The following is a 22,873-nucleotide window of genomic DNA, read 5'->3' on the forward strand; positions in this document are numbered from 1 at the left end:
CCAGGTCCTGGAAATCCAGGAGCCGGGTGCCGCCGTCGGGCGTTTAAGGCAGTGGCTCTTCTACTTTGACGGTTTGACCACCATGGCCGATCCGCCGCCGCGCCTGACCGGCTCGGCTGCCGCTAGTGTCCGGCCGTCCTCCAGGAATTCGATGGCGGTGGCCGCCCCGATCTCCGAGGCGGAGGAGAACGAGTCGCCCGATGGGGTCAGGGTGTGCCCGAAGCGCGACGTCAGTGCTGCGCCGTACTTGTCGATGAACGCCGGCTCAGCAGTGACGGCCTTGGTGTTCCGCTGTGAAGCACGGGGAGCGGCGATGGCGTCCGGGATGCTCATGCCCAGGTCGATGCGGTTGACCAGCGTCTGCAGCACCGTGGTGATGATGGTGGAGCCGCCCGGGGAGCCCAGGGCCAGGAACGGCTTGCCGTCCTCCAGCAGGATGGTGGGCGACATGGACGACCGCGGCCGCTTGCCCGGCTCGATCCGGTTGGGGTCGGCAGGGTCATAGACCGTGGAGAAGTCGGTCAGCTCGTTGTTGAGCAGGAACCCGCGGCCGGGAACCACCATGCCGGAGCCGCCGGTCTGCTCGATGGTCAGCGTGTACTCGACGACGTTGCCCCACTTGTCCGAGACGGTCATGTTGGTGGTGGAGATGTTTTCCGTGTCCTTCTCATCAGCGAGCGCAGCCGGTTTGACCGGGCAGGTGCCGTCATAGGAGGTGACATCGCCTGCGGTCTTCAAGGGCTTAATAGCCGCGTGCATGGGATCAAGCTCGCAGGCACGCTCCTTGCCGAAGATGGGATCGGTCAGCGCCTTGGTGGGCACCTTCACGAACGCGGGGTCCCCCACGTACTTGGCACGGTCCGCGAAAGCCAGGGCGCTGGCCTCCAGGTAGTGGTGCAGCACGGCGGGCTGGTCAGCCTTGAGGGACGGGAGGTTGAACACGTCCAGGATGTTCAGCGACTCACCCACGGTGGTGCCGCCACTGCTGGAGGGTGCCATGCCGTAGACGTCATAGCCACGGTAGTTCACGTGGGTGGGGTCCTGGTCCAGGGCCTTGTAGTGCTCCAGGTCCTCCTCGGTCATGGAGCCTTTGGGCACAGGAAGCTTGGTGTCCGGAGACTTGGGCGGGTTCTGTACGGTCTTGGCGATCTCCTTGGCCAACGCTCCGTCGTAGAACGCGTCCATGCCCTTGTCTGCCAGCAGCCGGTAGGTGTCGGCGAGGTCAGGGTTCTTGAAGACCGAGCCCACCTCCGGGAGCTTCCCGTTATGCAGGTACAGGTCCTTGGTTGAGGTGAAGGCTTCGAACCGTTTCTGGTTGTCCGCCGTCTGGCTCCGGAACGTCTCGTCCACCACGAACCCGCGGTCCGCCACCTCGATGGCGGGTTCCAGCGCCTTCTTCAGGCTGAACTTTCCCCAGCGCTCCAGCGCGCGCTCCCAGGTGGCAGGCGTCCCCGGAACACCCACCGAGACGCCACTGGTGACAAGCTCGGGAGTGAACGGGTAGGGCTTGCCGGTGGCCGGATCGATGAACGCATCATGGGTAATCCCCGCCGGAGCCGTCTCGCGGCCGTCAATGGTGCTGACCTTTCCGGACTTCGCGTCGTAGTAAACGAAATAACCGCCGCCGCCAATGCCGGCGCTGTAGGGTTCGGTGACGCCAAGGGTGGCCGCAGCAGCCACGGCGGCGTCCACAGCGTTGCCTCCGTGACGGAGGACGTCAATGGCCGCCGCTGAAGCTTCCGGGTCCACGGTACTGACGGCACCGCCGTAACCGGTGGCGGTGGGATTCTTGTCCGTGTGCCGTTCATCGGCGCCGTGTTGGTTGGTGGCAAAAGCAGGACTGATGGCCCCGGTGGTAACGCACATAGCCAGCGCTGCAGTAACAGCTGCGAGCCGGCCTCCATAATGTGGCATGGTGGCTCCTAATTGGGGATTTGAGTGATGTGGGCCACGCTACTCTTCGGGTAGGACACACTCAACGGCTCCGGAAAGGGAGAGTGCACCATGGCAGGATCCAAGCTCGCAGTGGTGGGCGCCGGGAGCGTCGGGACGTCGCTGGCGTACGCCGCGCTGATCCGCGGCTCCGCCAGCAGTATCGCCTTGTACGACGTCAACACGCCCAAGGCGGAGGCGGAAGCACTGGATCTTGCCCACGGCAGCCAGTTCGCCGCGGCGTCGGCCACCGTCACCGGCGGCGGGGATATCGCCGTCACGGAAGGCGCCGACGTCGTGGTCATCACGGCCGGTGCCAAGCAGAACCCAGGCCAGAGCCGCCTTGACCTGGCGGGGACCAACGTCCGGATCCTCGAGCAGCTGATGCCGCCTCTGCTGGAACGTGCGCCGGATGCTGTCTATGTCCTGGTGACCAACCCCTGCGACGTCCTGACGGTGGCTGCCCAGCGCATCTCCGGGCTGCCACCGGAACGGATTTTCTCCTCCGGCACGGTGCTGGATACGTCCCGGCTGCGGTGGCTCCTGGCCCTGGAGGCCGGGGTTTCCGTTACCAGCGTCCACGCCAGCATGGTGGGAGAGCACGGGGACACGGAGTTCCCGTTGTGGTCCGGCGCCACGATCGGTCCGGTCCCCATCAGGGACTGGACGGTGGGCGGGGAGCGGATCTTCACGCCCGAATACCTCGCCGGCACCGCCCGTGAAGTGGTGCAGGCCGCCTACAAGGTCATCGCCGGAAAAGGGGCCACGAACTACGCCATCGGCCTGTCCGGTGCCCGCATTGTGGAGGCGCTGCTCCGGGACGACAACGCTGTCCTTCCGGTTTCCACTGTGCTGTCGGGGCTGTACGGGATTTCCGGCGTGGCGCTGTCCCTCCCCAGCGTGGTGGGAAGGGGCGGGGTGCACCGTGTCCTGGAAACGCCCATGGACGACGTCGAGCTGGCCGCCCTGCACCATTCCGCGGACACGCTGCGGAACACAATGGACATGCTGGGGGTTTGAGCAGCGGCACGTCATGCAACGCCACCGCAACCCCGCCCGGTGCCTGCTTCACATATGCTCACCTGAGATGTCCACGCTGGCTCGACCACGACTGGCTCAATGACGAACCAACAGGAGTAACGCATGACCAACTGGCGGATCAGGGATTTCCACTCGGCGGACCTGGACGGCATCCTGCACCTGTGGGAGACGCTCAAGGCCCACAACGTCGAACCCGTATACGCCCTGTCCGAGGTCCTGGCATCGTGCGAAAAAGACCATGCGGTGGTTGCGGTGCAGGGCGAGCAGGTGGTGGGCGCCGCCGTGGGACGGGCCGCGCATGACCAGGGCTGGATCGTGTTCCTGGCCACCCTTCCCGAGTACCGCGGCAGGGGCATCGGCACCTCGCTGCTCGCCGCCGTCGAAAACCGGATGGCCCCGCACGGCCTGAACAAGCTCTCCGCCCTGATGCCTGAGTCCGAAACCCGCGTGGAGGCCTTCCTGGGCCGCGGCTTCGCACTCAAGAAAAACCTGCGCTACTTCGAGCGGACCATTCCCGTCCAGCGCCAGGAGCTCGGCGCCCTGGGCCAGCTGGGCGGCCGCGTCCTGGCCCGCGACCTTTGGGAAAACGTTGCCGGCATGCGCAGAGAAAAGGAACTGCTGGAACGGCGCCTGGTGCTGCCGCTCGCCGAGGCGGACCTGGCCGATGAATTCGGCGTGGTGCCGCCGCGCGCCGTCGTCCTTTTCGGGCCTCCCGGCACCGGCAAGACCACCTTTGCCAAGGCCATCGCCTCCCGGCTGGAGTGGCCGTTCGTGGAGGTCTTCCCGTCCCGCCTGGCCGGCGACCCGCAGGGCCTGGCCGGCGCGCTGCGCGAGACCTTCCTGGAAATCGCGGAACTGGAGCACGCGGTGGTGTTCATCGACGAGGTGGAGGAGATCGCCTCCCAGCGCGCCGGTGATCCGCCGTCACCGCTGCAGGGGGTGACCAACGAGCTGCTGAAGATCATTCCCGCATTCCGGGAACAGCCCGGCAGGCTCCTGGTCTGCGCCACCAACTTCATCCGCGCCCTCGACTCGGCCTTCCTGCGCCACGGGCGGTTCGACTACGTCATCCCCATCGGGCTGCCGGACCGGCAGGCCCGGGAGGCGATGTGGCAGCGTTTCATCCCGGCGGCCGTGGTGGATGCCGTGGACGTGGAACTCCTGGTGGAACGTACCGAGGGCTTCTCCCCGGCCGACATCGAGTACGCGGCCCGCAGCGCCTCCCAGCGGGCGCTGGAAAAAGCCGTGTACGACGACGGCGGGCTGGCCTCCGGGGGCGACGTTTCCGTCCGCGCCGCCGTCAGGAAAGGTCCCTCCACCCAGGACTACCTCGACGCCATTGGTGATACCCGCACCACCGTGAGCGCGGAGGTGCAGGCGGACTTCCTGGAGGACATCGAAGCGCTGGGACGGGTCTAGTCCCCGGCTGCTCCGCAGGACGCCTGCAGGGCACCGCATACAGGGACCTTTGCCCCTTTGCCCGGTTCCGGGCGGACGCCAGAGTAGTGGTCATGGCAAGAATCCTGATCCCGTACGGAACTTCGGAAGGGCAAACGGCCCGCATCGCCGACTACATCTCTGATGTCCTGCAGGCCCACGGGCACCAGGCCGACACGTTGGACCTCAAGCACGCAGACCACGGCCTGCCTAACGGCTATGACGGCATCATAGTGGGTGCTTCCATCCATGCCGAAAAGCACGAGGGCTACGTGGCCGATTTTGTCCGCCGGAACCGGTCCGGCCTGGAGCGCCTGCCGGCCGCCCTGTTCTCGGTCAGCCTCTCGGCGCACGCGGAGCCGGAAGAGGCGGAAAAGTACGTTGCGGAGTTCGAGGACAGCACCGGCTGGCATCCTGACAAGGTGGCGATGTTCGGCGGCGCCCTCCTCTACACCCAGTACGGATTCCTCAAGCGCATGATGATGAAGAAGATCGTCAGCGGCCAGGGCAGCCCGGATACGGACACCGGCCGCGACTACATCTACACGGAATGGGACGGGGTGCGGCGGTTCGCGGAGGAGTTCCTGGTCTACTTGGAGCGGGAGCCCGGGCCGGAATCGTAGCGGAGGTTCTCGTAGTCGGTGTCATCGGCCTCATCCAGCTGCGCGTCGAATTCCTCCAGCAGCCACGGATTGGCCCGAGCCAAAATCTTGCGGACCTCCTCCACCTCCACGGCTGCGTAAAGCACCGGCCTGGCGTCCCGGTACTTTGTCACCGGGGGCTTGTCCGGCCACTTCTCCGCCAGCGCCTGGACGCGTTCGGGCAGGGAGTTGTGCGCATTGTCGGCGATCTTGACCAGGGCGGCGTCATGGTCCCCGGCGATCTCACGGATGCCGGACTGGTAATCGTCGGGGTCGCTGTGCAGGCGGTTGGTGACGCGCTCGATGATGTCCACGGAGCGCTCGGGAACCCCCATGTCCAGCAGGGCCTGCCGTGTCATCGGTGTGTCATCGGCGATGTCGTGGAGGTAACCCGCGATCCGGATCTCGTCGTCGAAGTCCGCCAGGGCATCCCCGACGGCAAGGACATGGTCCCGGTAGGGCCGCTTCAGCTTGTCCTTCTGCCGGTTGTGGGCAACCTCTGCGAGGACTTTGGCGGTCTCCACCGTGAACCTTGGCGTCCGGGCCTGGGCCGGAATGTGCTCGTCTGACATCTACCAAGCTTAGCCAGCGGCCGGGCGGTCCATCCCGGGCCACACCCAGGGTTCGCGGGGCAACCGTGCCGGGTCCAGGGCCTGCAGTGCGTGGCCCAGCGTTCCGGCGGGTAATCCCAGGGACTCCAGCAGCAGGTTCCGCACGTCGTGGGCACCCATCCCGGCCTGGGCGAGGTCCGCCAGCGTGACCGCTCCATCGCGCTTTGCCAGCCTCACGCCGTCGCGGTTCACCACCAAGGGAACATGCACATATTCCGGGACGGGAATATGCAGGAGCGAGGCGAGATAAGCCTGTCGGGGCGTTGAGGGGAGCAGGTCGTCGCCGCGGACCACCTGGTCTATGCCCTGCGCGGCATCATCCACCACGACGGCAAGGTTGTAGGCGGTTACCCCGTCATTCCTGCGAAGCACGAAGTCGTCCACAGCCCCGGTGAACTCGCCGTGGAGGACGTCCTGGACCGTGTATTCCCGCACATGCGCCCGCAGGCGGATGGCGGCCGGCCGCGTGGACCGCTTGTACTCCAGTTCCGCCCGGTCCAGGTTGCGGCATGTGCCGGGATAGGCACCCTGCGGAGCATGCGGGGCGGACGGCGCCTCCTGGATCTCGCGGCGGGTGCAGAAGCACTCGTACGTCAGGCCGGACTCTTCAAGCCGTGTGATCGCCGCGGCGTAGAGGGGCCCGCGGTCGGTTTGCCGGACCACATCGCCGTCCCAGGTGATGCCCACTGCCGCCAGTTCTCGCAGCTGCACGGCCTCCGCTCCTGCGCGGGCGCGGTCCAGGTCCTCCACCCGCAGCAGGAAGCGGCGTCCGGTGGAGCGGGCGAAAAGCCAGGCGAGGATTGCGGTCCGCAGGTTTCCCACGTGCAGCTCACCGGACGGGCTGGGGGCGAAGCGGCCGGCGGAGGTCATGGATCAACCCTAAACGGAAGCACACAAGAGCCCCTCAGCTACCGATGACTCCGGGAGGCGGGCGTCGGTAGCTCAGGGGCTCTTGCCGTGTTTGCAGAATGAGCGTGGTGTGAACAAGCGTCAATCAGCGGCGGCTTCCTTGCGGGAAGCGGTGTCCAGGTGCCGGGTGGTGTGCCGGGGAAACTGTAGCCTGCGCGGACCAGCGGTAGCTTTTGTCCTTGTTGCCACTATTCCAGCAGAGAACATACAGTTGGGACAATTGGCCCAACTTGAGTTGATCAGTTTGATCAATCCCTGAGGCCAGCAGTAACAGGAAGTGGTCAGATTGCAGGAACTGGACGCCACCGACCGGCGCATCCTGAATGCCCTGGACCAGGATCCGCGTGTCCCCATCATGGTGCTTGCCCAGCGGCTGGGCCTCGCCCGCGGAACCGTCCAGAGCCGGCTGGAGCGGATGACGGCATCCGGCGCCCTCCGCCCCAACAGCAGCCGGGTGCTTCCGGCGGCCCTGGGACGGGGCGTGGCCGCCGCGGTCAGCGCAGAGCTGGACCAGAGCCACCTGAACGAGGCTATCGCTGCCCTGCGTGAAATTCCCGAAGTCCTGGAGTGCCATGCGCCGGCCGGCGATACCGACCTCTTGATCCGCGTGGTGGCCAAGAGCCCCGACGACCTCTACCGGGTGTCGGAGGAGATCCGGCTCTGCCCGGGCATCGTCCGCACGTCCACCAGCATGTTCCTCCGCGAAGTCATCCCGTACCGGACCACCGGGCTCCTGGGGGACCAGGCCGAGTAGGCGGGGACCACAGGGGCACCACTCCCCATCGCCGCACGGAGGATGCCCCGTTAGGCTGGCACGGAAGAGCCAACAGCGGGGGAGCCAACAGGGGGCAGCATGGCGGGAAACTTTTACGGCGGCGATGTGGCGCAGCTGCGGCAACTCGCCAAGGACCTGGCTGCCGGCGCCAACCGGCTCAACGTCCTGGGGCAGCAGCTCAGCAGCAGCATTGGTTCCGGCCTGTGGAAAGGGCGCGACGGCGACAGGTTCCGCAGCGAGTGGACGTCATCGCACGCCAGGCTGCTGAGGTCGGCAACGGCAGGGCTGGAGTCGGCCGCCAGGACACTCCTTGCCAACGCGGACGAACAGGAGAAGGCCAGCACTGGTGGACCGGGAGGACCCGGGTCGGGCGGATCCGGGAGCGGAACCGCCCAGGACCTGACAGACAGACTGAATGCCATGACCCCGGCCGAGCGGCGCGCCTACCTGCTGAGCGACGGGTTCCGCCAGTGGGCCCAGGCGAACCCGGAGGCAGCCAAAACCGCCATGGACGCCGCGGCGGACTCCGGCCTGATCAGCAAGAACTCCAAGGGCTACCAGGACTTCCTCAATTCCTACTGGAACCGGCAGGCGATGCTGGACATGGGCATTGATCCAGCCGACTGGGACACGTCAAAAGGTACGGAATACAACTGGGAGACCATCACCAAGGTCTACGACTTTTACGGCCAGGCCTACCTTGCCAACCCGGACCTGCAGTGGGCAGGCATGGCCAATATGATTGGCCCGTCCTTCGCCGGCGGATTCCGGGACATGGCCATGCTGCGGGATTTGGCTCAACAAATCACCGACAATCCAGCCTCGGACATCCCCCTTCCCGTCCTGGACCAGCTGGAACAGCTCGCAGGGATGACGGATGCGGAAATCCGCTTCTATGAAACCAGCATGCTGGACATGAACAAGGAAATCTTCCTGGACCAGGCGCGCCAGCACCAGGCGTATCTGAACGGTGGCATCGGTGAGATCAACCGCCTTCGCGACTCCGGCGCCATCGACCAGGCCACGGCCAACGCGTGGGCGCAGATCGATTCGGGAGATCCCGACCAGGTCCGTGAAGGAAACACGGCCCTCCTGTACCGCGAGCAGAACGAAATTATCGCGGACGACTACGACAACATGCGCGGCCACCCTGGAGGGGAAGCCGTGACCTATATGGTGACGCTCGCCGGGGAACCCTCCATCCCGGGCGCCAAAAGCTACCCCGAGGTGTTTCCCTACAGCTTCAGCGTGGAAAGCCCCGGTCCCGAGAACATCCCCTTCACCAGCTGGGACAATCCTGCCCAGTTCCGCACCGACTTCACCACGGGCTTCCCCGACGGCAACATCGCCAACGCGGACCAGCGCTGGAACCTCATCCGGCAGGACACCCTCCCCGCTTACCAACATCTTCTGGCCACGGACCCGGACCGGGCGGCGCAGATCATCGGCTCCGACTTTGACGGCCGGGTGGACCAGTACCGTCCCACCAACAACATTCCCGGCATCATGGACCGGTTCCTTGACGGGTTCGACGCGGAGGTCCACCAGTGATTGCGCCCCGCCGACGCGCCGCACCCGGCGAACGGACCGCCGTCGTCATTGCCCTCGTTTCACTCCTTGTCCTGGCCGGCTGCAAAGCGCCAACTCCGGCCGATCCGACCACCGCCACTTCATCTTCTGCAGGGAGCCCCGTGAAAACCTCCGCTTTCTCCACCCTTGACGCCGCCGGCGTGGAAAGTATCCGCACCACCGGGACGGCCCGCCTGGATATGAGCTCGGGACGCCTGGAAAAGGACGCCGTCCGCGTCACCAAGGACAGTTACGGCCCCGAGATCAATACCCGGGGTTCGGGCAAGATCAGCCTCAGCATCCTGGCGCCCAACGGCGAAATAACCGCCGAAACGGACCGGATCCGTTTCAACACCACAGACCGGCGGACGGACTTCAGCGAGGTCACCTACTTCCTCACCGCCGGCTCACCTGACGAGTACTTTGAGCTGATCAGGGACGGCGTGCAACGCTACGGGATAGCAGCGGAGCCGGCTGAAGAATGGATCAGCAGCACCCAGGCGGATCCTGCTTCCAAGAGCGATTTCTCCATCACGCCGGGAACAGGCACCGGACTGACGGTGAACTACGATCTCCGCTACGACGGCAGCAAGGACACGCAGGTGATCATCGTCCACATCCTGCCTGCCGACTGACATGCGGACCGCGGGGACCTAGACGGGCGGACCCGCGTTGGACTTGAGGTTCTTCATGACCAGCGTTGACGTCAGCCGTTCAACGCCGGGCAGCGATGTGAGCTCGGTGTCGTAGAAGCGCTGGTACGCCGGCAGGTCCTCCGCTATGACCTTCAGCAGATAGTCCGGTGAACCAAACAGCCGCTGTGCCTCCACAATGTTCGGGTTGTCCGCCACCCGGTTCTCGAAAATCTCCATGGTGGGGCGGTCCACCTGGCGGAGCGTGACGAAAACGATCGCCTCGAACCCCAGGCCCACCGCCGCGGGGTCGATGTCTGCCTTGTACCCGCGGATCACCCCGGACAACTCCAGGTCGCGCAGCCGCCGGTGGCAGGGAGCCACCGTCAGGCCCACCTTCGCTGCCAGCGCGGTGGCGGTCATGCGCCCGTCCTCCTGGAGGTGCCGCAAGATATTCCTGTCAATCTTGTCTATCACGCAATAAACATACTGCTGTCACCGCGGGGCGGGCGAAAACAGGACAGCACTTATGGCTGGATTCTCCCTATGGTTGCTCCTGAGAGCCTTTCGACAGGAGAAACCCGATGAACCCGCAGTTGTTCCTTGCCTTCCTGGTGGTTGCTGCAGCCCTGGCCTGCACGCCGGGGGTGGACTGGGCCTACACCATCGCGGCGGGCCTGCGGCAGCGCAGTTTCGCCCCCGCGGTTGCCGGGCTCTGCGGCGGATACGTCCTTCACACCGTCCTGCTGGTGGCCGGGCTGGCCGCCGTGCTGGCCGGCATGCCCGGGGTCCTGGGCTGGATTACCCTGGCCGGCGCGGGCTACCTGCTGTGGCTGGGGGTGGGAACCCTCCGGTCCTGGCGCGGCGCGAGCTTCAGCGCGGACGCGCCCGGCGCCGCCGGAATACAGGCCGCCGGAACACAGCTGCGCACCTTCCTGCAGGGGATGGGCACCAGCGGGATCAACCCCAAGGGCCTGCTCTTTTATGTGGCCCTCATACCGCAGTTCGTCAGCTCCGAGGCCTCCCTGCCCGTGCCGGTGCAGTCCGGGCTGCTGGGCATGACGTTCGTGGCACTGGCGGGCCTGGTTTACACGGTGGTGGCCCTGCTCTCGCGCTCCCTGCTGCAAAGCAGGCCCGGCGCCGCCCGGGCAGTAACGCTTGCCAGCGGTATCATCATGGTGGCACTGGGGGCCGTGCTGCTCGGCGAGCAGCTGGTGCCGTTCCTGGCCGGCCGCCCCCAGTAGCCGGTCCGGGTTCCTACTCTCCGCCGAGTTCCTTCCAGTCCTGCTCCCAGATCCGCCGCATTTCCTCATCCTTGCGGATGCGCGGCGGCGCCTCGAGTTCGCGCTGCGGTTCCGGGTCCCCGCGCCGGCGTCCCCAGTCGCGGGGATTCAGCGACCGCCGGCCCGATTCCAGCACGAGCAATGCCCGGTCCGTCAGCGCGTCGTTGCGGAGCACAAGGTGTGTCTTGCGACGGCGCAAAACTTCGGCGATGGCCTGGTGCGCAGCCTCCAGCCGGCCTTCACGCCGCAGGGCACGGGCGCGGACCAGCAGCAGGGCAGCGGAGAGATCGTCCGCGTTCAGCAGCCCCTCCGTCCAGTCAATGACCGTGCGGCTTCGTCCCAGGGTGAGGGCCAGCGAGCAGCGCGCCAGGGCCATGGGAAGCGATGGCGGCAGCCCGCCCAGTGCGTCGAGCGCCGCTTCGGTGCGGCCCGTCTCGCGCAGCGCATGGGACAGGGCAAGGAACACCGATTCCTCGCTAAACAGCACGGGGATCTCCACCCGCTCGGCCAGTTCGATCCGGGTGACGATACGGGTGAGGTAGGTCGATGAGTAACGGTTGGCTTCGTCGTCATTGCGGGTGGCGAGCCCCCGTTGCAGGAGTTCCGACGCCCGCAGGTAGCCGCCGTGCTTGTACGCCAGGAGCCCGCCCATGAGGTAGCAGAGCCCCGCCCACCCGGGGTAGGCGCGCGCCAGGGTGATCAGGCGCTCCGGTTCGTGGCTGGTGAAGACGGCTTCATGAACCGCCTTGGCAGGCTTGGGCAGCAGCCGCTTGAGCCGCGGCACCTCGCCGTCGATGGAGAGCAGGGCAGGGTTGCGGCCGCCGAGGACGCCGGTCAGCAGGCCGCCCACTCCCCCGGCAAGGTCGTGGACAGGGGTGCGCAGCTGGGCCTGCCCCAACGGTGTGAGGTCGCGGTTGTCCCAGTAGATCGGTGCGGTCTCCCCGGCGCTCATCTTTCCATGCTAACCGGGAGGGATCTCCGGCTTCCCCGCCATGAACCATTCAGTAAAGGAGCGGGCACGGCCGGATCCATCAAACCTGATCACCCACAGATTGTCGTACGTGGGCCTGCCGCCCGAGTAGGTGGTGAGGCCCTGGACAAAGGCGGTGTCGCCGTCGCACCCCAGCAGTTCCCAGCTGAACGTCCAGTCGGTTGGCTCGTCACGTGCCGCCAGCCAGCCCTGGACGATCCCGTCCTGGCCGCGCCAGGGTTCGGGATCATGGGGACGCGTCTCGTAGAGCGCGTCCGGGGCAAACAGGTTGCGGATGTCATCGGCGCCGTTGCTGGTCCAGGCAGCCTGGTATTTTTCCATCCAGGCGTGGACATGGTCCCGGGCTGAAGCTGGCTGGGTCATACCTTGGTTGTACCCGGGCAGGGTCCGGGGCGCAATGGACTCAGCCGTTGGCGGCGGCGATCCACACACCAATGACCCAGGTGCTGGCGGCAAGGCAGGCCAGCCCGAACTCCGCGAGCATCCCCAGCCCGGTGGCCTTCAGCGCGGCCCAGCTGGACTTCGCCGCCGTCGAAAAATTCCGAGTCCGGAGGAACTCGCTGGCCAGCAGCCCGGCCGCGAAACCAACGAAGAGGCCCACCACAGGGATGATGAACATCCCCACCACGCCCGCCACGAGGGCCACCACAATGCTGCGGCTGGGAATGGCATGCTGCTTGAGCTTCCTGCCGGTGAGGACGGCACCCGCCGTCATCCCCGCGGCGACAAAGATCATGGCCACCGCAAACACGACCCACCCCGCAGACCCGGCGCCGCCCCAGATGGCCCACGCCAGCAGGCTCACGCCAATGAGGACGCTGCCTGGCAGGACGGGAATGATGGTGCCGGCCACCCCCACCAGGATCGCCAGGCCGCACAGGATGGTCACCACGGTTTCGGAGCTCATGGACTTCAGTCTAGGGCCGGCCCTTAACGCCCGACGGCGGTGCCTCCTTCGGGGAAGGAGGCACCGCCGTCGTGGTTTCTGCCGGAAAGGGGATTTACTCCGCTTCCACCGCCGCGGCGACGGCCGCGGTGACCGCCGGTGCCACGCGGGGATCCAGCGGGCTGGGGACGATGTAGTCAGCCGAGAGGTCCTCGGCGGCGAGCCCGGCGATGGCGCGCGCCGCTGCGAGCTTCATGGCCGGGGTGATGCGGCGGGCGCCGGCGTCGAGGGCACCGCGGAAGATGCCGGGGAACGCCAGGACGTTGTTGATCTGGTTGGGGAAGTCGCTGCGGCCGGTGGCCACCACGGCGGCGTACTTTACGGCCACCTCGGGCAGGACTTCGGGATCCGGGTTGGACAGGGCGAACACGATGGCGTCCTGGTTCATCGATGCCAGGTGCGCCTCGTCCAGCTTCGAGGAGGAGACGCCGATGAAGACGTCGGCACCGGCCAGCGCTTCAGCAGGTCCGCCGGTGATGCCGCGGGGGTTGCTGCGGCCGGCGAGGTCGGCCTTCTTGCTGTCGGGGCTGGCAGCGAGGTCGGCGCGGCCGCTGTTGATGACTCCGCGGGAGTCGAGCAGGACGACGTCGGTGATCCCGGCTGCGAGCAGGATTTCGGCGACGGCGATCCCCGCCGCGCCGGCGCCGGACACCACTACCTTCAGGCCCTCGAGGCCGCGGCCGGTCACCTTGGCGGCGTTGGTCAGCGCTGCCAGGGCCACGACGGCGGTTCCGTGCTGGTCGTCGTGCATGACCGGGCAGTCAAGGGCTTCGATCAGCTTTTCCTCGAGCTCGAAGCAGCGCGGGGCGGAGATGTCCTCAAGGTTCACGGCGCCGAAGCTGGGGCGCAGGCGGACCAGCGTTTCCACGATCTCGTCCACGTCCGTGGTGTTGAGGACCAGGGGGATGGAATCAAGGTCGCCGAAGGTCTTGAAGAGGGCGGACTTGCCTTCCATGACCGGCAGCGAGGCGCTGGCCCCGATGTTGCCCAGGCCCAGGACGGCAGTGCCGTCGCTGACCACGACCACCAGGCGCTCGGCCCAGGTCAGGGTGCGGGCCAGTTCGGGCTTGGCGTGGATGGCCCGGCTCACCTCGGCCACTCCGGGGGTGTAGGCGATGGACAGGTCCCGCTTGTTGGACAGCGGAACCGTGCTGGTGACGGAGAGCTTGCCGCCCTGGTGGGCCGTGAAGATTTCGTCTTCGGTCAAGGCCGTGGCTGCTGAATCGTCGGTGGCTGTGATTGCGTCAATGGACACGTCGTTGTCTCCTGGTGCTGGCCGTGGGCACACGGCACATCGGGAACCGGGCCCTCCCGGGCCCAGGCGTGGAAGGTAGTGCGACAGGAAACCCAAGGGTGGCGGGTCCGCGGGAACGCCGGGGATGTTTCCGCCCTGCCGCTCCTGTGCCCCAATGGTAGGCAGGCCCGGAAGGGCTGCCGGGTCCTGCTTGACACAGCTTTAGCCTGACAAAACGTTTATGCAGGACGATTTGTGATCCAGATCACGGCATTATGGCGTATTTAATTGCCTTTTGGTCTAGACCAGTTACGCCGACCGGGACACTGTGAAGCCCGCCTCGGCCCCGGGGGACAGCCGACCGCACGCCTTTTTCAGGTCCTCCTCGGCTTCGAAGAGGGACAGTCGCCGGTTCCGGACGGACTGGACCAGACCAGTGACGGTCAGGAGGAGGACCCTGGCTCCCACGGCGTCGCCGCAGGCACCCGCAACGAGCTTTTCGCTGAGTGCATCAATCTCGCGCAGGAGTGCGGTGGTGTCCTTGTCCGGGTGGTACACGCCCCGGCTGAGGCATTGCTCCACCGCGGGCTGCATGACGCGCATGTGGAAGATTTCCATCAGCAGGCCGGACAGCGCCCGGCCCCGGAAGCGCGGCGACGAGCCCCGGGAACCGGCCTGCAGCTCGTCCAGCTGCTGCCGGTACAGCGCCAGCATCAGGTGGGTGGGGGACGGAAAGTAACGGTAGAGGGTTCCCAGTGGCACGTCCGCTTTTTCTGCGACTTCGGAGAGTTCCACGGCGTCAAGACCCGTGCGGGCGAACCCTGCGGCGGTGTCCAGGATCCGCGTGTAGCGGAGGCGCTGGCGTGGAGCGGAAGGCCGGGCGGCCATGGGCGGATGGTCTGAAAAAGTCTCGGGCATCAGCATTCCGGGGTTGTGTCGTAGGGACTGCGGCCAGGAGCGCCCCCACTTCCGTACCGCCCTGCAGCCCGGTTCAACTATACGGCACAGGCGTGTGCCCTAATTAGTCAGCGGCCTTAGTTTCGGGCACCGGCAGGTCAGTCGACGCCCTTGATTTTCACCACGAAAACGGCACCCAGCAGCCCGATGGCAGCCGCCGTGAGGAACAGCGTCCGGTAGCCACCCCAGTAGGCCACGGCCAGCAGCGCCAGTCCCGGGGCAACCACCTGCGGCAGCGAGTTGGCCACGTTGATGATCCCCATGTCCTTGCCGCGGCTGACGGCGAACGGCAGGACCTGGGTCAGCAGCGCAAAGTCCACGGCCAGGTAGGCGCCGAAACCGACGCCCAGGACGGCGGCGCCGGCGAGCGCGCCGGGCCAGACGGGAAAGAAGGCCATGATGGCTCCGGCCATGGCGATTGTGGCCGAGGAGGCGATGACGAACGGTTTCCGCCTGCCCACCCGGTCACTCCAGGGACCGGCCACCACCGCGGTGGCCATGACCATCACCGCGTAGATACCCGTCAGGACCAGAACCCCCGCGGCAGGATCCTCATGGCCTATGACGTCACGCAGGAAGAAGAGCAGGTAGACGATGGTCAGCTGGTTTCCCACGTTGACCAGGAAGCGCGTGAGCCAGGCCCAGGCGAAATCCGGGTGGCGCCGGGGACTGATCCAGAAACCCTTGAGGAAAACCCTGGGCCGGAAAGCCTCCAGCCCGGACTTGGGCAGGGCGGGATCATTCCGGTGGAACAGGTACGGCAGCACGGACACCAGCAGGGCGCCCGCACACAGCCAGTAGCCCACCATGAAGTTGCCGGAGACCGCTGCCCCGAAAACCGCGCCAGTGAGGATGCCAAGGGTCTGCCCCATGGCCGCGAGTCCGCCCACTCCCCCGCGCTGGATGACGGGAACCCGGTCCGGGACGGCGGCGGTAATGGCCGCGTACGCGGCATTTGCACCCAGCTGCACCAGGCACCAGAAAAGCACCATCAGGGCCACCGCGGCAGAGAAGGACATGGCCAGCAGCGCCGCCGTGGCCAGGACTGCCCCGGCCAGCACCCACGGGGCCCGCCGGCCGAACCGGGACGTGGTCCGGTCCGAGAGGGCACCGAAGAGGGGGTTGGCCACCAGCGAAACCCCCGCACCGCAGGCCGTCACCAGCGAGAGGATGGCTTCCTTGGAAGGCGCATCAATGCTGATGGCCTGCTGGCCGATGAACACGTTGATGGGACCGAAGAACGCCGCGTTGATGCCCACGTTCACCAGCACCAGGCCGGTGACCCAACGGGCGGTGACCTTCTGCACCGGCTCGGCGAGCGCCGCCGTCGCGGTTTTGCCTGCGGCATCATCCGGCGGCGCGGGCGTGTTGAACGGACTCATTGGCGTGCTCCCCCTGGTGCGGCCGGCTGGCGGTGGAATCAGACTATCGTGGGCGGTACCGGGCCACCGGGCACGCGGCGGTCAACGCCGCCCGGGGGATCACGTTGCCGGGTAACAAATTGCCGAGTATCGAGGAGAACCAGATGAGCGCACCCACCCCGACCGAAGGCACAGCGGTCAATACCGCCGACCTCTACGATGAGCGCGGCGACGAGCTGGCGTCCGTCTCCCTGCAGTTCCAGTCCCTGGGCGGCCGCTCGCACTTCAGCGGCCCGGTCCGCACCATCCGCTGCTTCCAGGACAACGCCCTGGTGAAGTCCACGCTGGGGTCACCGGGGAACGGGGCGGTCCTGGTGGTGGACGGCGGCGGATCGCTGGGCACGGCCCTGATGGGGGACATGATCGCCGAAAGCGCCGTGGCAAACGGCTGGGCCGGCGTCGTCATCAACGGCGCCATCCGTGACCGGCTGGCGATCGCGGACCTGGACCTTGGCGTCAAGGCCCTGGGCAGCAACCCCAGGAAGAGCCAGAAGGCGGGGGCCGGCGAGGTTGACGTGGATGTGGTGATCGACGGCGTGACCTTCCGCCCCGGAGCCACCGTCTGGTGCGATCCGGACGGCATCCTCGTGGAGCGCCAGCAGGAAGCCCGGCAGGGCGGGGAATAAAAACAACGAGTAAGATAGTTACTGAAAGCAACTATCGCTGCTTATATCTTTTCCTTCCCCTTGGAGCACCCATGTCCAAAGCCACTGCCGCGCCCGGCCCCGGAGAAACCCTGACGCAACGCCAGATCGTCACCGTGATGGTGGGCCTGATGCTGGGCATGTTCCTGGCATCCCTTGACCAGACCATCGTCTCCACTTCCATCTACACCATTGCCAATGACCTGGACGGGCTCTCCCTGCAGGCGTGGGCCACCACCGCGTACCTGATCACCTCCACGGTCAGCACCCCGCTGTACGGCAAATTGAGTGACATCTTCGGACGCCGCCCGCTGTACCTGACCGCGATCCTCATCTTCCTGGTGGGCTCGCTTTACGCCGGCTCGGTCCACTCGATGACCGAACTCGCAGTTGCCCGCGGCATCCAGGGCCTTGGCGCCGGCGGCCTGCTGGCCCTGGCGCTGACCATCATCGGCGACATCGTCTCGCTCAAGGACCGCGCCAAGTTCCAGGGCTACTTCATGTCCGTGTTCGGCATCTCCTCGGTCCTGGGCCCGGTGGTGGGTGGGGCATTCGCCGGCTCGGCGAACATCCTCGGTTTTGACGGCTGGCGCTGGGTCTTCTTCATCAACATTCCCATTGGCCTTGCCGCGCTGACGGTGGTGTTCCTGTTCCTGCACCTGCCCGCCAAGCACCTGAAACAGAAAATCGACTACTGGGGCGCCGCCGCCATCACCGTGGCCATCGTTCCGCTCCTCCTGGTGGCTGAGCAGGGCCGCACGTGGGGGTGGACCTCCGTGAACTCTTTCCTCTGCTACGGCCTGGGTGTGGTGGGCATTGCCTGGTTCCTGCTGGCGGAGAAGCGCGCCGGCGACTACGCCCTGATCCCGCTCCGGCTCTTCCACAACATCACGTTCGGACTGTCCTCGCTGCTGAACTTCATCATCGGCATCGGCATGTTCGGCGCAATCGCCATGCTTCCGATGTACCTCCAGCTGGTCAAGGGCCTCACCCCCACCGAGGCCGGCCTGATGATGATCACCTTCACCGTGGGCATCCTGTTCGGCTCCATCACCGCCGGCCGCACCATCTCGGCCTCCGGCACGTTCCGCATCTTCCCCATCATGGGTACCGGCATCCTGACCGCCGCCGCCCTGGTGATGGGCTTCTCACTGGCAGTGGACACCGAACTCTGGGTCCCCGGACTCATCGCCGTCTTCTTCGGCGTCGGCCTGGGCTTCTGCATGCAGCCGCTCACCCTGGCCATGCAGACCTCGGTACCGCCGCGGGACATGGGCGTGGGAACCTCCTCCGCAGCGTTCTTCCGCTCCATGGGCGGCGCCGTGGGCACCGCCGTCTTCATCTCCATGCTCTTCAGCATGGCGGCAAGCCGCATTGCCGACGGCATGAAGGCCGCCACCACGGACCCCGCCTACCTGGCCGTCCTGAAGGACCCTGCCGTCGCGTCGGACCCTGCCAACGCCAAGCTCTACGAATTCTTCAAGAACGGCGCCTCCAACGATTCCCTGAACGACACCAGCTGGCTGCATACCGCCAACAGCACCCTCACCAGGCCCATCACCGAGGGCTTCGCCACGTCCATCGACACCGTGATGCTGACGGCGGCGGCGCTCACCGGCCTGGCGTTCCTCATCAGCTTCGCCCTTCCGCGGAAGAAGCTGACCGACCAGAAGGCATCCCCGCAGGACAAGGACAGCATGGAGATTCCGGCGCACTAGCCCGCAAGCGCACGGGTGGGACGACGACGGCGGCACAGCCCGCCGTCGTCGTCCTGCGTTAACGGGGCAAACGGCGCCAAGTGGAACCTCGGGCGGTGACGTGCCACACTGTTTAGCGCGTGTGCGCCGGCCATTCTGCCGGTACCGCAGCCGACGACGTCCGCACCGCATCCATAAAACCCCCAAACCCAGGGAGAACCATGCCCACTGCACAGGAGCAGACCACAACCGGGATACCGCGGCGGGTGATCTGGCTGGCGCTCGCGGGGGCGGTGGGCGGATTCCTCTTCGGCTTCGACTCATCGGTGGTCAACGGCGCCGTGGACGCCATGAAGGAAGAATTTGCCCTGTCAGAGGCCGTCACGGGCTTCGCCGTAGCCATTGCCCTGCTGGGCTGTGCTGCAGGCGCCTTCCTGGCCGGCAAGGTGGCGGACCGCTACGGCCGCATTCCGGCCATGAAGCTGGGCGCCCTGCTGTTCCTGGTCAGCGCCGTGGGCACGGGTTTCGCGTTCGGCGTCTGGGACCTGGTGTTCTGGCGCCTGGTGGGCGGCCTGGGCATCGGGCTGGCCTCCGTCATCGCGCCCGCCTACATCTCCGAGATTTCGCCGCGAAAGGTCCGCGGCCGCCTGGCTTCGCTGCAGCAGCTGGCCATCACTACGGGTATTTTTGCCGCGCTGCTGTCTGACGCGCTCCTGGCCACCAGTGCCGGCGGTGCGGACCAGGCCTTCTGGCTGGGCATTGAATCATGGCGCTGGATGTTCCTGGCCGCCGCCGTCCCGGCCGTCGTTTACGGTTGGGTGGCGTTCACCCTGCCCGAGTCCCCGCGGTTCCTGGTGTTCCAGGGCAAAGAGGACCAGGCCCGGGAAGTCTTTGAGTCCATCGCACCCACCGAGGATGCCGGTCGGCATATCCGGGACATCCGGGAAGCCATTGAGGAAGACAAGCTGGCCGGGCAAAAGGGGTCCCTCCGCGGCAAGGCCTTTGGCCTGCAGGCTGTGGTTTGGGTGGGCATCACGTTGTCGGTGCTCCAGCAGTTCGTGGGCATCAACGTAATCTTCTACTACTCCACCACCCTGTGGAAGGCCGTGGGCTTCCAGGAGAAGGACTCCCTGGCCATCTCGGTGGCAACCTCCGTCACCAACATCCTGGTAACCCTCGTGGCCATCGCCCTGGTGGACCGCGTGGGCCGCCGGCCCATCCTGCTGGCCGGGTCCGTGGGCATGGCCGTGTCCCTGGGCGCCATGGCCGTGGCGTTCTCCTCGGCAACAGGCAGCGGCGAGAACATCAGCCTGCCGGGCGCGTGGGGCCCAGTGGCCCTGGTGGCCGCCAACGTCTTCGTGATCAGCTTCGGCGCGTCCTGGGGACCGCTGGTGTGGGTCCTCCTGGGCGAGATCTTCCCGTCCCGGATCCGTGCCCGGGCGCTGGGCCTGGCCGCAGCGGCCCAGTGGGTGGCCAACTTCGTGATCACCCTGAGCTTCCCGGTCATGGCAGCGGGCTCGCTGCCGCTGACCTATGCCATGTACGCCCTGTTCGCTGCGGCTTCCTTCTTCTTCGTCATGTTCAAGGTCCCGGAGACCAACGGCATGTCCCTGGAGCAGGCCGAGACGCTGTTCGTACCCAAGGGCTCCGCCAAGGCCTAGCAACGCCCCATCACTTTTGGCGGCCTTCCCTGGAACGCCCCATCAGCTTCAGCAGGAAAACACCAAACCCTCCATCACATGCCGTGATGGAGGGTTTGTCCGTTGGTGCGCCGGCAGCGGCTACACGACGTGCGGTTCGTGCGAGGACAGGTAGGCCCGGCCGCCGAACGCGACCAGGATGGCGATCACCATGGCCACCGCCCCGGCAAAGAACGGGACCTGCGGGCCGAAGTGCTCACCGAGCTGCGCCGCCGCGAACGGGGCCAGGGCACCGCCCATCCAGCGGACAAAGTTGTAGCCGGAGGAAGCCACCGGCCGGGGCGAATCAGAGACGCCCATGGCCAGTTCCGTGTAGATGGTGTTGTTGATGCCCAGCAGCGCGCCGGCAACAATGACCAGGACGACGACGGCAGGCACCGAGTGCCCCGCGGCCAGTCCCAGCCCGGCCAGGTCCAGCATGAGGACGAACAAAGTGCCGGTCAGTACCTTCACCGCGCCGAAGCGGGTCTGCAGGACCGGTGCAACGAAGACGGAAAATACCGCCACGGCCACACCCCAGCCAAAGAAGACGCCGCCGATGCCGTACGCGTCCATGCCCAGGATGAACGGGGTGAAAGCCAGGATGGTGAAGAAGCCGTAGTTGTAGAACAAGCCGCTTGCCGCCGTCGTCCGCAGTCCCTTGTGACCCAGCGCCAGCAGGGGGTCCCGCAACCGCACCTTGCGCTCAGGCAGCGGCGTCCTGGGCAGGAGGGCGATCAGGGCGATGAAGGCGGCGGCCATGAGGACGGCGGTGCCGAAGAACGGGGCGCGCCACTGCCAGCCGCCCAGGAGGGCGCCGAGCAGCGGGCCGAGCGAGATGCCCAGGCCCAGTGCGGCTTCGTAGAGGATGATGGCGGTGCCGGCGCCGCCGCTGGCCACCCCAACAATGACGGCGAGGGCGGTGGCGACGAACAGGGCGTTGCCCAGTCCCCAGCCGGCGCGGAAGCCCACCAGCTCGTCGACGCTGCCGGACAGGCCGGACAGCGAGGAGAACACGACGATGACGGCCAGGCCGATCAGCAGCGTCCGCTTGCCGCCGATGCGGGAGGAGACGAACCCCGTGATCAGCATGGCCAGCGCGGTGACCAGGAAGTAGCTGGTGAAGAGGAGGGAGACCTGGCTGGGGCTGGCGTCCAGGTTGGTGGCGATGGCCGGAAGGATGGGGTCCACCAGGCCGATGCCCATGAAGGCGAACACTGCGGCGAGGGCGGTGGCCCATACCGCCTTCGGCTGTTTGAGGAATGAGGCCTTTTCGGCCGTCAAGGTTGATTCTGGTGCTTGCAGGGTTTCTGCGAGCTGGCCGTCCATGGAGGGTGCTCCTAAGTTCGTGGCTGGTTCAGTTCTGGAGGGATGCGTTGATTTTGTCGATGACCGGCAGGGCCTCCGCCAGGGCTTGGCGGTCCTGGTCGGTGAGCGTGCTGAGGATGGCGGCCATCACCTGGTTGCGCCGCCGGTTTGCGGAGTCGACGGCGGAACGGCCTTCGGGGGTCAGGATCACCCTGACGGCGCGGGAGTCATCCGGGTCCGGTTCCCGGCGCGCCAAGCCTGCGCGTTCGAGCTTGATGATCTGTTCGGTAGCGCTGGGCACGCGGACACCGAGGTTCCGGGCGATCTCACCGACGCGCTGGCCCTCGCCGAGCAGCATCTTGAGGGTACTGAGCTGGGCGGCGCTGAGTTCGCCGTCCGCGTCGAGGCGCCGGACCAGGTAGACGCTGTGCCGCAGGGCTTCACGGAAGGCGGCGGCAAGTTCGTGGAGCTGGGGATCGTCGTCAGTCATCGTTAGGTACCCTAACAGTTAGGGTACCTAACGGTCAAGGCCTAGAGGGCCAGCTTCATGCCGACGTGGCTGGCCTCGAAGCCCAGCTGTTGGTAGAACCGCTGGGCTGCCGAACGGCTATGGTGCGTTGTCAGCTGCATCAGGTCGCAGCCCCGGCGCCGCGACTCCGCGATGGCCCAGCCCACCATGAGCCTCCCCAGGCCCTGCCCGCGAAGGGACGCGGCCACGCGGACACCTTCGAGCTGCGAGCGCCACGCGCCCTGCCTGGAGATGCCGGGAAGGAAGCTCAGCTGGAAGGTTGCAACCACCGGCCCCTCCTCTTCCCCCTGCGGCACCCTTTCGCCGACGAGCAGGAGATGGGCGGGGTCGGCGTGGATCGCGTCAAAGGCGCGTTCGTAGGGTTCCATATCCTTCGCGGTCTCGCGGCCGGCGCCCAGGGCGTCGTCGGCCAGCAGGCGCACCATGTCCGGGATGTCGGCACGCGTCGCGTGCCTGAGGCGGAACGTCCCGCCGTCGACGTCGGCGGTGAGCAAAGCAGGCGCGGCATTTGGGTTCTGGTTCACCCGCCCAGCTTGGCACAGACAAAGAACGACGCCGGCACTTGGGTAAGTGCCGGCGTCGTTCTGATGGAGCGTCGCCGGAATTCCTGCAGGATCTGATGGAGCGTTGCGCTTGA

23 protein-coding genes are annotated in these 22,873 nt (G+C 66.6%); 10 read left to right on the forward strand and 13 right to left on the reverse strand.

Translation table 11 applies throughout. The features are described 5' to 3' along the window. Window positions 1–60: 60 nt before the first annotated feature. Window positions 61–1,914, reverse strand: a complete 1,854-nt coding sequence (ggt, locus tag LDO14_RS19675) for a gamma-glutamyltransferase (RefSeq protein WP_223993057.1) — start codon at window positions 1,912–1,914, stop codon at window positions 61–63. A 90-nt stretch (window positions 1,915–2,004) separates the two neighbouring features. Between ggt and LDO14_RS19680 the strand changes: the two genes are divergently transcribed. The 3 genes from LDO14_RS19680 (at window position 2,005) to LDO14_RS19690 (ending at window position 5,033) form a co-directional block, all read left to right on the forward strand. After that, complete coding sequence (locus LDO14_RS19680; protein WP_018769713.1) at window positions 2,005–2,952, forward strand: L-lactate dehydrogenase; 948 nt, start codon at window positions 2,005–2,007, stop codon at window positions 2,950–2,952. 123 nt (window positions 2,953–3,075) lie between these two features. Continuing rightward, entirely contained in the window at window positions 3,076–4,392 is a 1,317-nt protein-coding gene (locus LDO14_RS19685) for a GNAT family N-acetyltransferase (protein WP_018769714.1), read from the forward strand. A gap of 92 nt (window positions 4,393–4,484) precedes the next feature. Next, window positions 4,485–5,033, forward strand: coding sequence for a flavodoxin domain-containing protein (locus LDO14_RS19690; protein WP_223993066.1), 549 nt, complete (start codon window positions 4,485–4,487; stop codon window positions 5,031–5,033). Here the strand turns inward: LDO14_RS19690 and LDO14_RS19695 are convergent. After that, on the reverse strand, window positions 5,000–5,623 hold the full coding sequence (locus LDO14_RS19695) for a phosphohydrolase (RefSeq protein WP_223993068.1): 624 nt from the start codon (window positions 5,621–5,623) through the stop codon (window positions 5,000–5,002). The two genes, LDO14_RS19690 and LDO14_RS19695, sit on opposite strands and share 34 nt — an antisense overlap. A 9-nt stretch (window positions 5,624–5,632) precedes the next feature. Then, the gene (gene gluQRS, locus LDO14_RS19700) at window positions 5,633–6,532 is read right to left on the reverse strand and encodes a tRNA glutamyl-Q(34) synthetase GluQRS (RefSeq protein ID WP_223993070.1); all 900 of its coding nucleotides are present in this window, start codon (window positions 6,530–6,532) and stop codon (window positions 5,633–5,635) included. 316 nt (window positions 6,533–6,848) lie between these two features. Here gluQRS and LDO14_RS19705 point away from each other — a divergent pair, with 316 nt between their 5' ends. The 3 genes from LDO14_RS19705 (at window position 6,849) to LDO14_RS19715 (ending at window position 9,550) form a co-directional block, all read left to right on the forward strand. Next, window positions 6,849–7,325, forward strand: coding sequence for an Lrp/AsnC family transcriptional regulator (locus LDO14_RS19705; protein WP_026265834.1), 477 nt, complete (start codon window positions 6,849–6,851; stop codon window positions 7,323–7,325). A gap of 99 nt (window positions 7,326–7,424) precedes the next feature. Beyond that, window positions 7,425–8,897, forward strand: a complete 1,473-nt coding sequence (locus tag LDO14_RS19710; RefSeq protein ID WP_223993078.1) for a WXG100 family type VII secretion target — start codon at window positions 7,425–7,427, stop codon at window positions 8,895–8,897. Further along, window positions 8,894–9,550, forward strand: a complete 657-nt coding sequence (locus tag LDO14_RS19715) for a hypothetical protein (protein WP_056392509.1) — start codon at window positions 8,894–8,896, stop codon at window positions 9,548–9,550. Before LDO14_RS19710 ends, LDO14_RS19715 begins: the two co-directional genes overlap by 4 nt. 18 nt (window positions 9,551–9,568) lie before the next feature. Here LDO14_RS19715 and LDO14_RS19720 read toward each other — a convergent pair whose 3' ends face one another. Further along, window positions 9,569–10,024 (reverse strand): Lrp/AsnC family transcriptional regulator, encoded by a 456-nt coding sequence (locus LDO14_RS19720; protein WP_134164910.1) that lies wholly within the window; start codon window positions 10,022–10,024, stop codon window positions 9,569–9,571. A 107-nt stretch (window positions 10,025–10,131) separates the two neighbouring features. Between LDO14_RS19720 and LDO14_RS19725 the strand changes: the two genes are divergently transcribed. Next, window positions 10,132–10,791 carry a LysE family translocator gene (locus LDO14_RS19725; RefSeq protein ID WP_134164909.1) on the forward strand — a complete coding sequence of 220 codons (660 nt, stop codon included), beginning with the start codon at window positions 10,132–10,134 and terminating at the stop codon, window positions 10,789–10,791. Window positions 10,792–10,804: 13 nt separating this feature from the next. Here the strand turns inward: LDO14_RS19725 and LDO14_RS19730 are convergent, their stop codons facing one another. From LDO14_RS19730 to LDO14_RS19755, 6 genes are all read right to left on the reverse strand, one after another. Then, window positions 10,805–11,782, reverse strand: a complete 978-nt coding sequence (locus tag LDO14_RS19730) for a hypothetical protein (protein WP_223993080.1) — start codon at window positions 11,780–11,782, stop codon at window positions 10,805–10,807. A 9-nt stretch (window positions 11,783–11,791) separates the two neighbouring features. Further along, on the reverse strand, window positions 11,792–12,184 hold the full coding sequence (locus LDO14_RS19735) for a nuclear transport factor 2 family protein (protein ID WP_134164907.1): 393 nt from the start codon (window positions 12,182–12,184) through the stop codon (window positions 11,792–11,794). 40 nt (window positions 12,185–12,224) lie between these two features. Continuing rightward, window positions 12,225–12,728, reverse strand: a complete 504-nt coding sequence (locus tag LDO14_RS19740; protein WP_018769725.1) for a DUF456 domain-containing protein — start codon at window positions 12,726–12,728, stop codon at window positions 12,225–12,227. A gap of 94 nt (window positions 12,729–12,822) precedes the next feature. Next, window positions 12,823–14,022, reverse strand: a complete 1,200-nt coding sequence (locus tag LDO14_RS19745) for an NADP-dependent malic enzyme (RefSeq protein WP_018769726.1) — start codon at window positions 14,020–14,022, stop codon at window positions 12,823–12,825. Window positions 14,023–14,310: 288 nt separating this feature from the next. After that, a complete protein-coding gene (locus LDO14_RS19750) occupies window positions 14,311–14,919 on the reverse strand; it encodes a TetR/AcrR family transcriptional regulator (protein ID WP_134164906.1) in 609 nt (202 codons plus the stop codon). A 137-nt stretch (window positions 14,920–15,056) separates the two neighbouring features. Continuing rightward, window positions 15,057–16,340 (reverse strand): MFS transporter, encoded by a 1,284-nt coding sequence (locus tag LDO14_RS19755; protein WP_223993085.1) that lies wholly within the window; start codon window positions 16,338–16,340, stop codon window positions 15,057–15,059. A gap of 143 nt (window positions 16,341–16,483) precedes the next feature. Here LDO14_RS19755 and rraA point away from each other — a divergent pair, with 143 nt between their 5' ends. The 3 genes from rraA to LDO14_RS19770 all read left to right on the forward strand — a co-directional run bounded on the left by rraA (window position 16,484) and on the right by LDO14_RS19770 (window position 20,381). Beyond that, window positions 16,484–17,005: a ribonuclease E activity regulator RraA gene (gene rraA / locus LDO14_RS19760; protein ID WP_134164904.1), complete on the forward strand. Its 522-nt coding sequence runs from the start codon at window positions 16,484–16,486 to the stop codon at window positions 17,003–17,005. 71 nt (window positions 17,006–17,076) lie between these two features. Further along, a complete protein-coding gene (locus LDO14_RS19765) occupies window positions 17,077–18,741 on the forward strand; it encodes an MDR family MFS transporter (protein WP_142070177.1) in 1,665 nt (554 codons plus the stop codon). A gap of 200 nt (window positions 18,742–18,941) precedes the next feature. Next, window positions 18,942–20,381, forward strand: coding sequence for a sugar porter family MFS transporter (locus LDO14_RS19770; protein WP_026265837.1), 1,440 nt, complete (start codon window positions 18,942–18,944; stop codon window positions 20,379–20,381). A gap of 120 nt (window positions 20,382–20,501) precedes the next feature. Here the strand turns inward: LDO14_RS19770 and LDO14_RS19775 are convergent, their stop codons facing one another. The 3 genes from LDO14_RS19775 to LDO14_RS19785 are packed head-to-tail and all read right to left on the reverse strand — an operon-like array spanning window position 20,502 to window position 22,730. Further along, a complete protein-coding gene (locus tag LDO14_RS19775; RefSeq protein WP_018769732.1) occupies window positions 20,502–21,728 on the reverse strand; it encodes an MFS transporter in 1,227 nt (408 codons plus the stop codon). Between the two features lie 28 nt (window positions 21,729–21,756). After that, entirely contained in the window at window positions 21,757–22,197 is a 441-nt protein-coding gene (locus LDO14_RS19780) for a MarR family transcriptional regulator (RefSeq protein WP_134164900.1), read from the reverse strand. Window positions 22,198–22,238: 41 nt separating this feature from the next. Beyond that, window positions 22,239–22,730, reverse strand: a complete 492-nt coding sequence (locus tag LDO14_RS19785) for a GNAT family N-acetyltransferase (RefSeq protein WP_018769734.1) — start codon at window positions 22,728–22,730, stop codon at window positions 22,239–22,241. Window positions 22,731–22,873 lie beyond the last annotated feature (143 nt).

The sequence above is a fragment of the Arthrobacter sp. NicSoilB11 genome (assembly GCF_019977375.1).
In the GTDB taxonomy this organism is placed as follows: domain Bacteria; phylum Actinomycetota; class Actinomycetes; order Actinomycetales; family Micrococcaceae; genus Arthrobacter.

What these genes read in the sequence shown, in the direction of transcription:
- ggt (WP_223993057.1), bottom strand. Translation starts at nt 1,914, where the DNA reads ATGCCACATTATGGAGGCCGGCTCGCAGCTGTTACTGCAGCGCTGGCT.
- LDO14_RS19680 (WP_018769713.1), top strand. Translation starts at nt 2,005, where the DNA reads ATGGCAGGATCCAAGCTCGCAGTGGTGGGCGCCGGGAGCGTCGGGACG.
- LDO14_RS19685 (WP_018769714.1), top strand. Translation starts at nt 3,076, where the DNA reads ATGACCAACTGGCGGATCAGGGATTTCCACTCGGCGGACCTGGACGGC.
- LDO14_RS19690 (WP_223993066.1), top strand. Translation starts at nt 4,485, where the DNA reads ATGGCAAGAATCCTGATCCCGTACGGAACTTCGGAAGGGCAAACGGCC.
- LDO14_RS19695 (WP_223993068.1), bottom strand. Translation starts at nt 5,623, where the DNA reads ATGTCAGACGAGCACATTCCGGCCCAGGCCCGGACGCCAAGGTTCACG.
- gluQRS (WP_223993070.1), bottom strand. Translation starts at nt 6,532, where the DNA reads ATGACCTCCGCCGGCCGCTTCGCCCCCAGCCCGTCCGGTGAGCTGCAC.
- LDO14_RS19710 (WP_223993078.1), top strand. Translation starts at nt 7,425, where the DNA reads ATGGCGGGAAACTTTTACGGCGGCGATGTGGCGCAGCTGCGGCAACTC.
- LDO14_RS19725 (WP_134164909.1), top strand. Translation starts at nt 10,132, where the DNA reads ATGAACCCGCAGTTGTTCCTTGCCTTCCTGGTGGTTGCTGCAGCCCTG.
- LDO14_RS19730 (WP_223993080.1), bottom strand. Translation starts at nt 11,782, where the DNA reads ATGAGCGCCGGGGAGACCGCACCGATCTACTGGGACAACCGCGACCTC.
- LDO14_RS19735 (WP_134164907.1), bottom strand. Translation starts at nt 12,184, where the DNA reads ATGACCCAGCCAGCTTCAGCCCGGGACCATGTCCACGCCTGGATGGAA.
- LDO14_RS19740 (WP_018769725.1), bottom strand. Translation starts at nt 12,728, where the DNA reads ATGAGCTCCGAAACCGTGGTGACCATCCTGTGCGGCCTGGCGATCCTG.
- LDO14_RS19750 (WP_134164906.1), bottom strand. Translation starts at nt 14,919, where the DNA reads ATGCCCGAGACTTTTTCAGACCATCCGCCCATGGCCGCCCGGCCTTCC.
- LDO14_RS19755 (WP_223993085.1), bottom strand. Translation starts at nt 16,340, where the DNA reads ATGAGTCCGTTCAACACGCCCGCGCCGCCGGATGATGCCGCAGGCAAA.
- rraA (WP_134164904.1), top strand. Translation starts at nt 16,484, where the DNA reads ATGAGCGCACCCACCCCGACCGAAGGCACAGCGGTCAATACCGCCGAC.
- LDO14_RS19765 (WP_142070177.1), top strand. Translation starts at nt 17,077, where the DNA reads ATGTCCAAAGCCACTGCCGCGCCCGGCCCCGGAGAAACCCTGACGCAA.
- LDO14_RS19770 (WP_026265837.1), top strand. Translation starts at nt 18,942, where the DNA reads ATGCCCACTGCACAGGAGCAGACCACAACCGGGATACCGCGGCGGGTG.
- LDO14_RS19775 (WP_018769732.1), bottom strand. Translation starts at nt 21,728, where the DNA reads ATGGACGGCCAGCTCGCAGAAACCCTGCAAGCACCAGAATCAACCTTG.
- LDO14_RS19780 (WP_134164900.1), bottom strand. Translation starts at nt 22,197, where the DNA reads ATGACTGACGACGATCCCCAGCTCCACGAACTTGCCGCCGCCTTCCGT.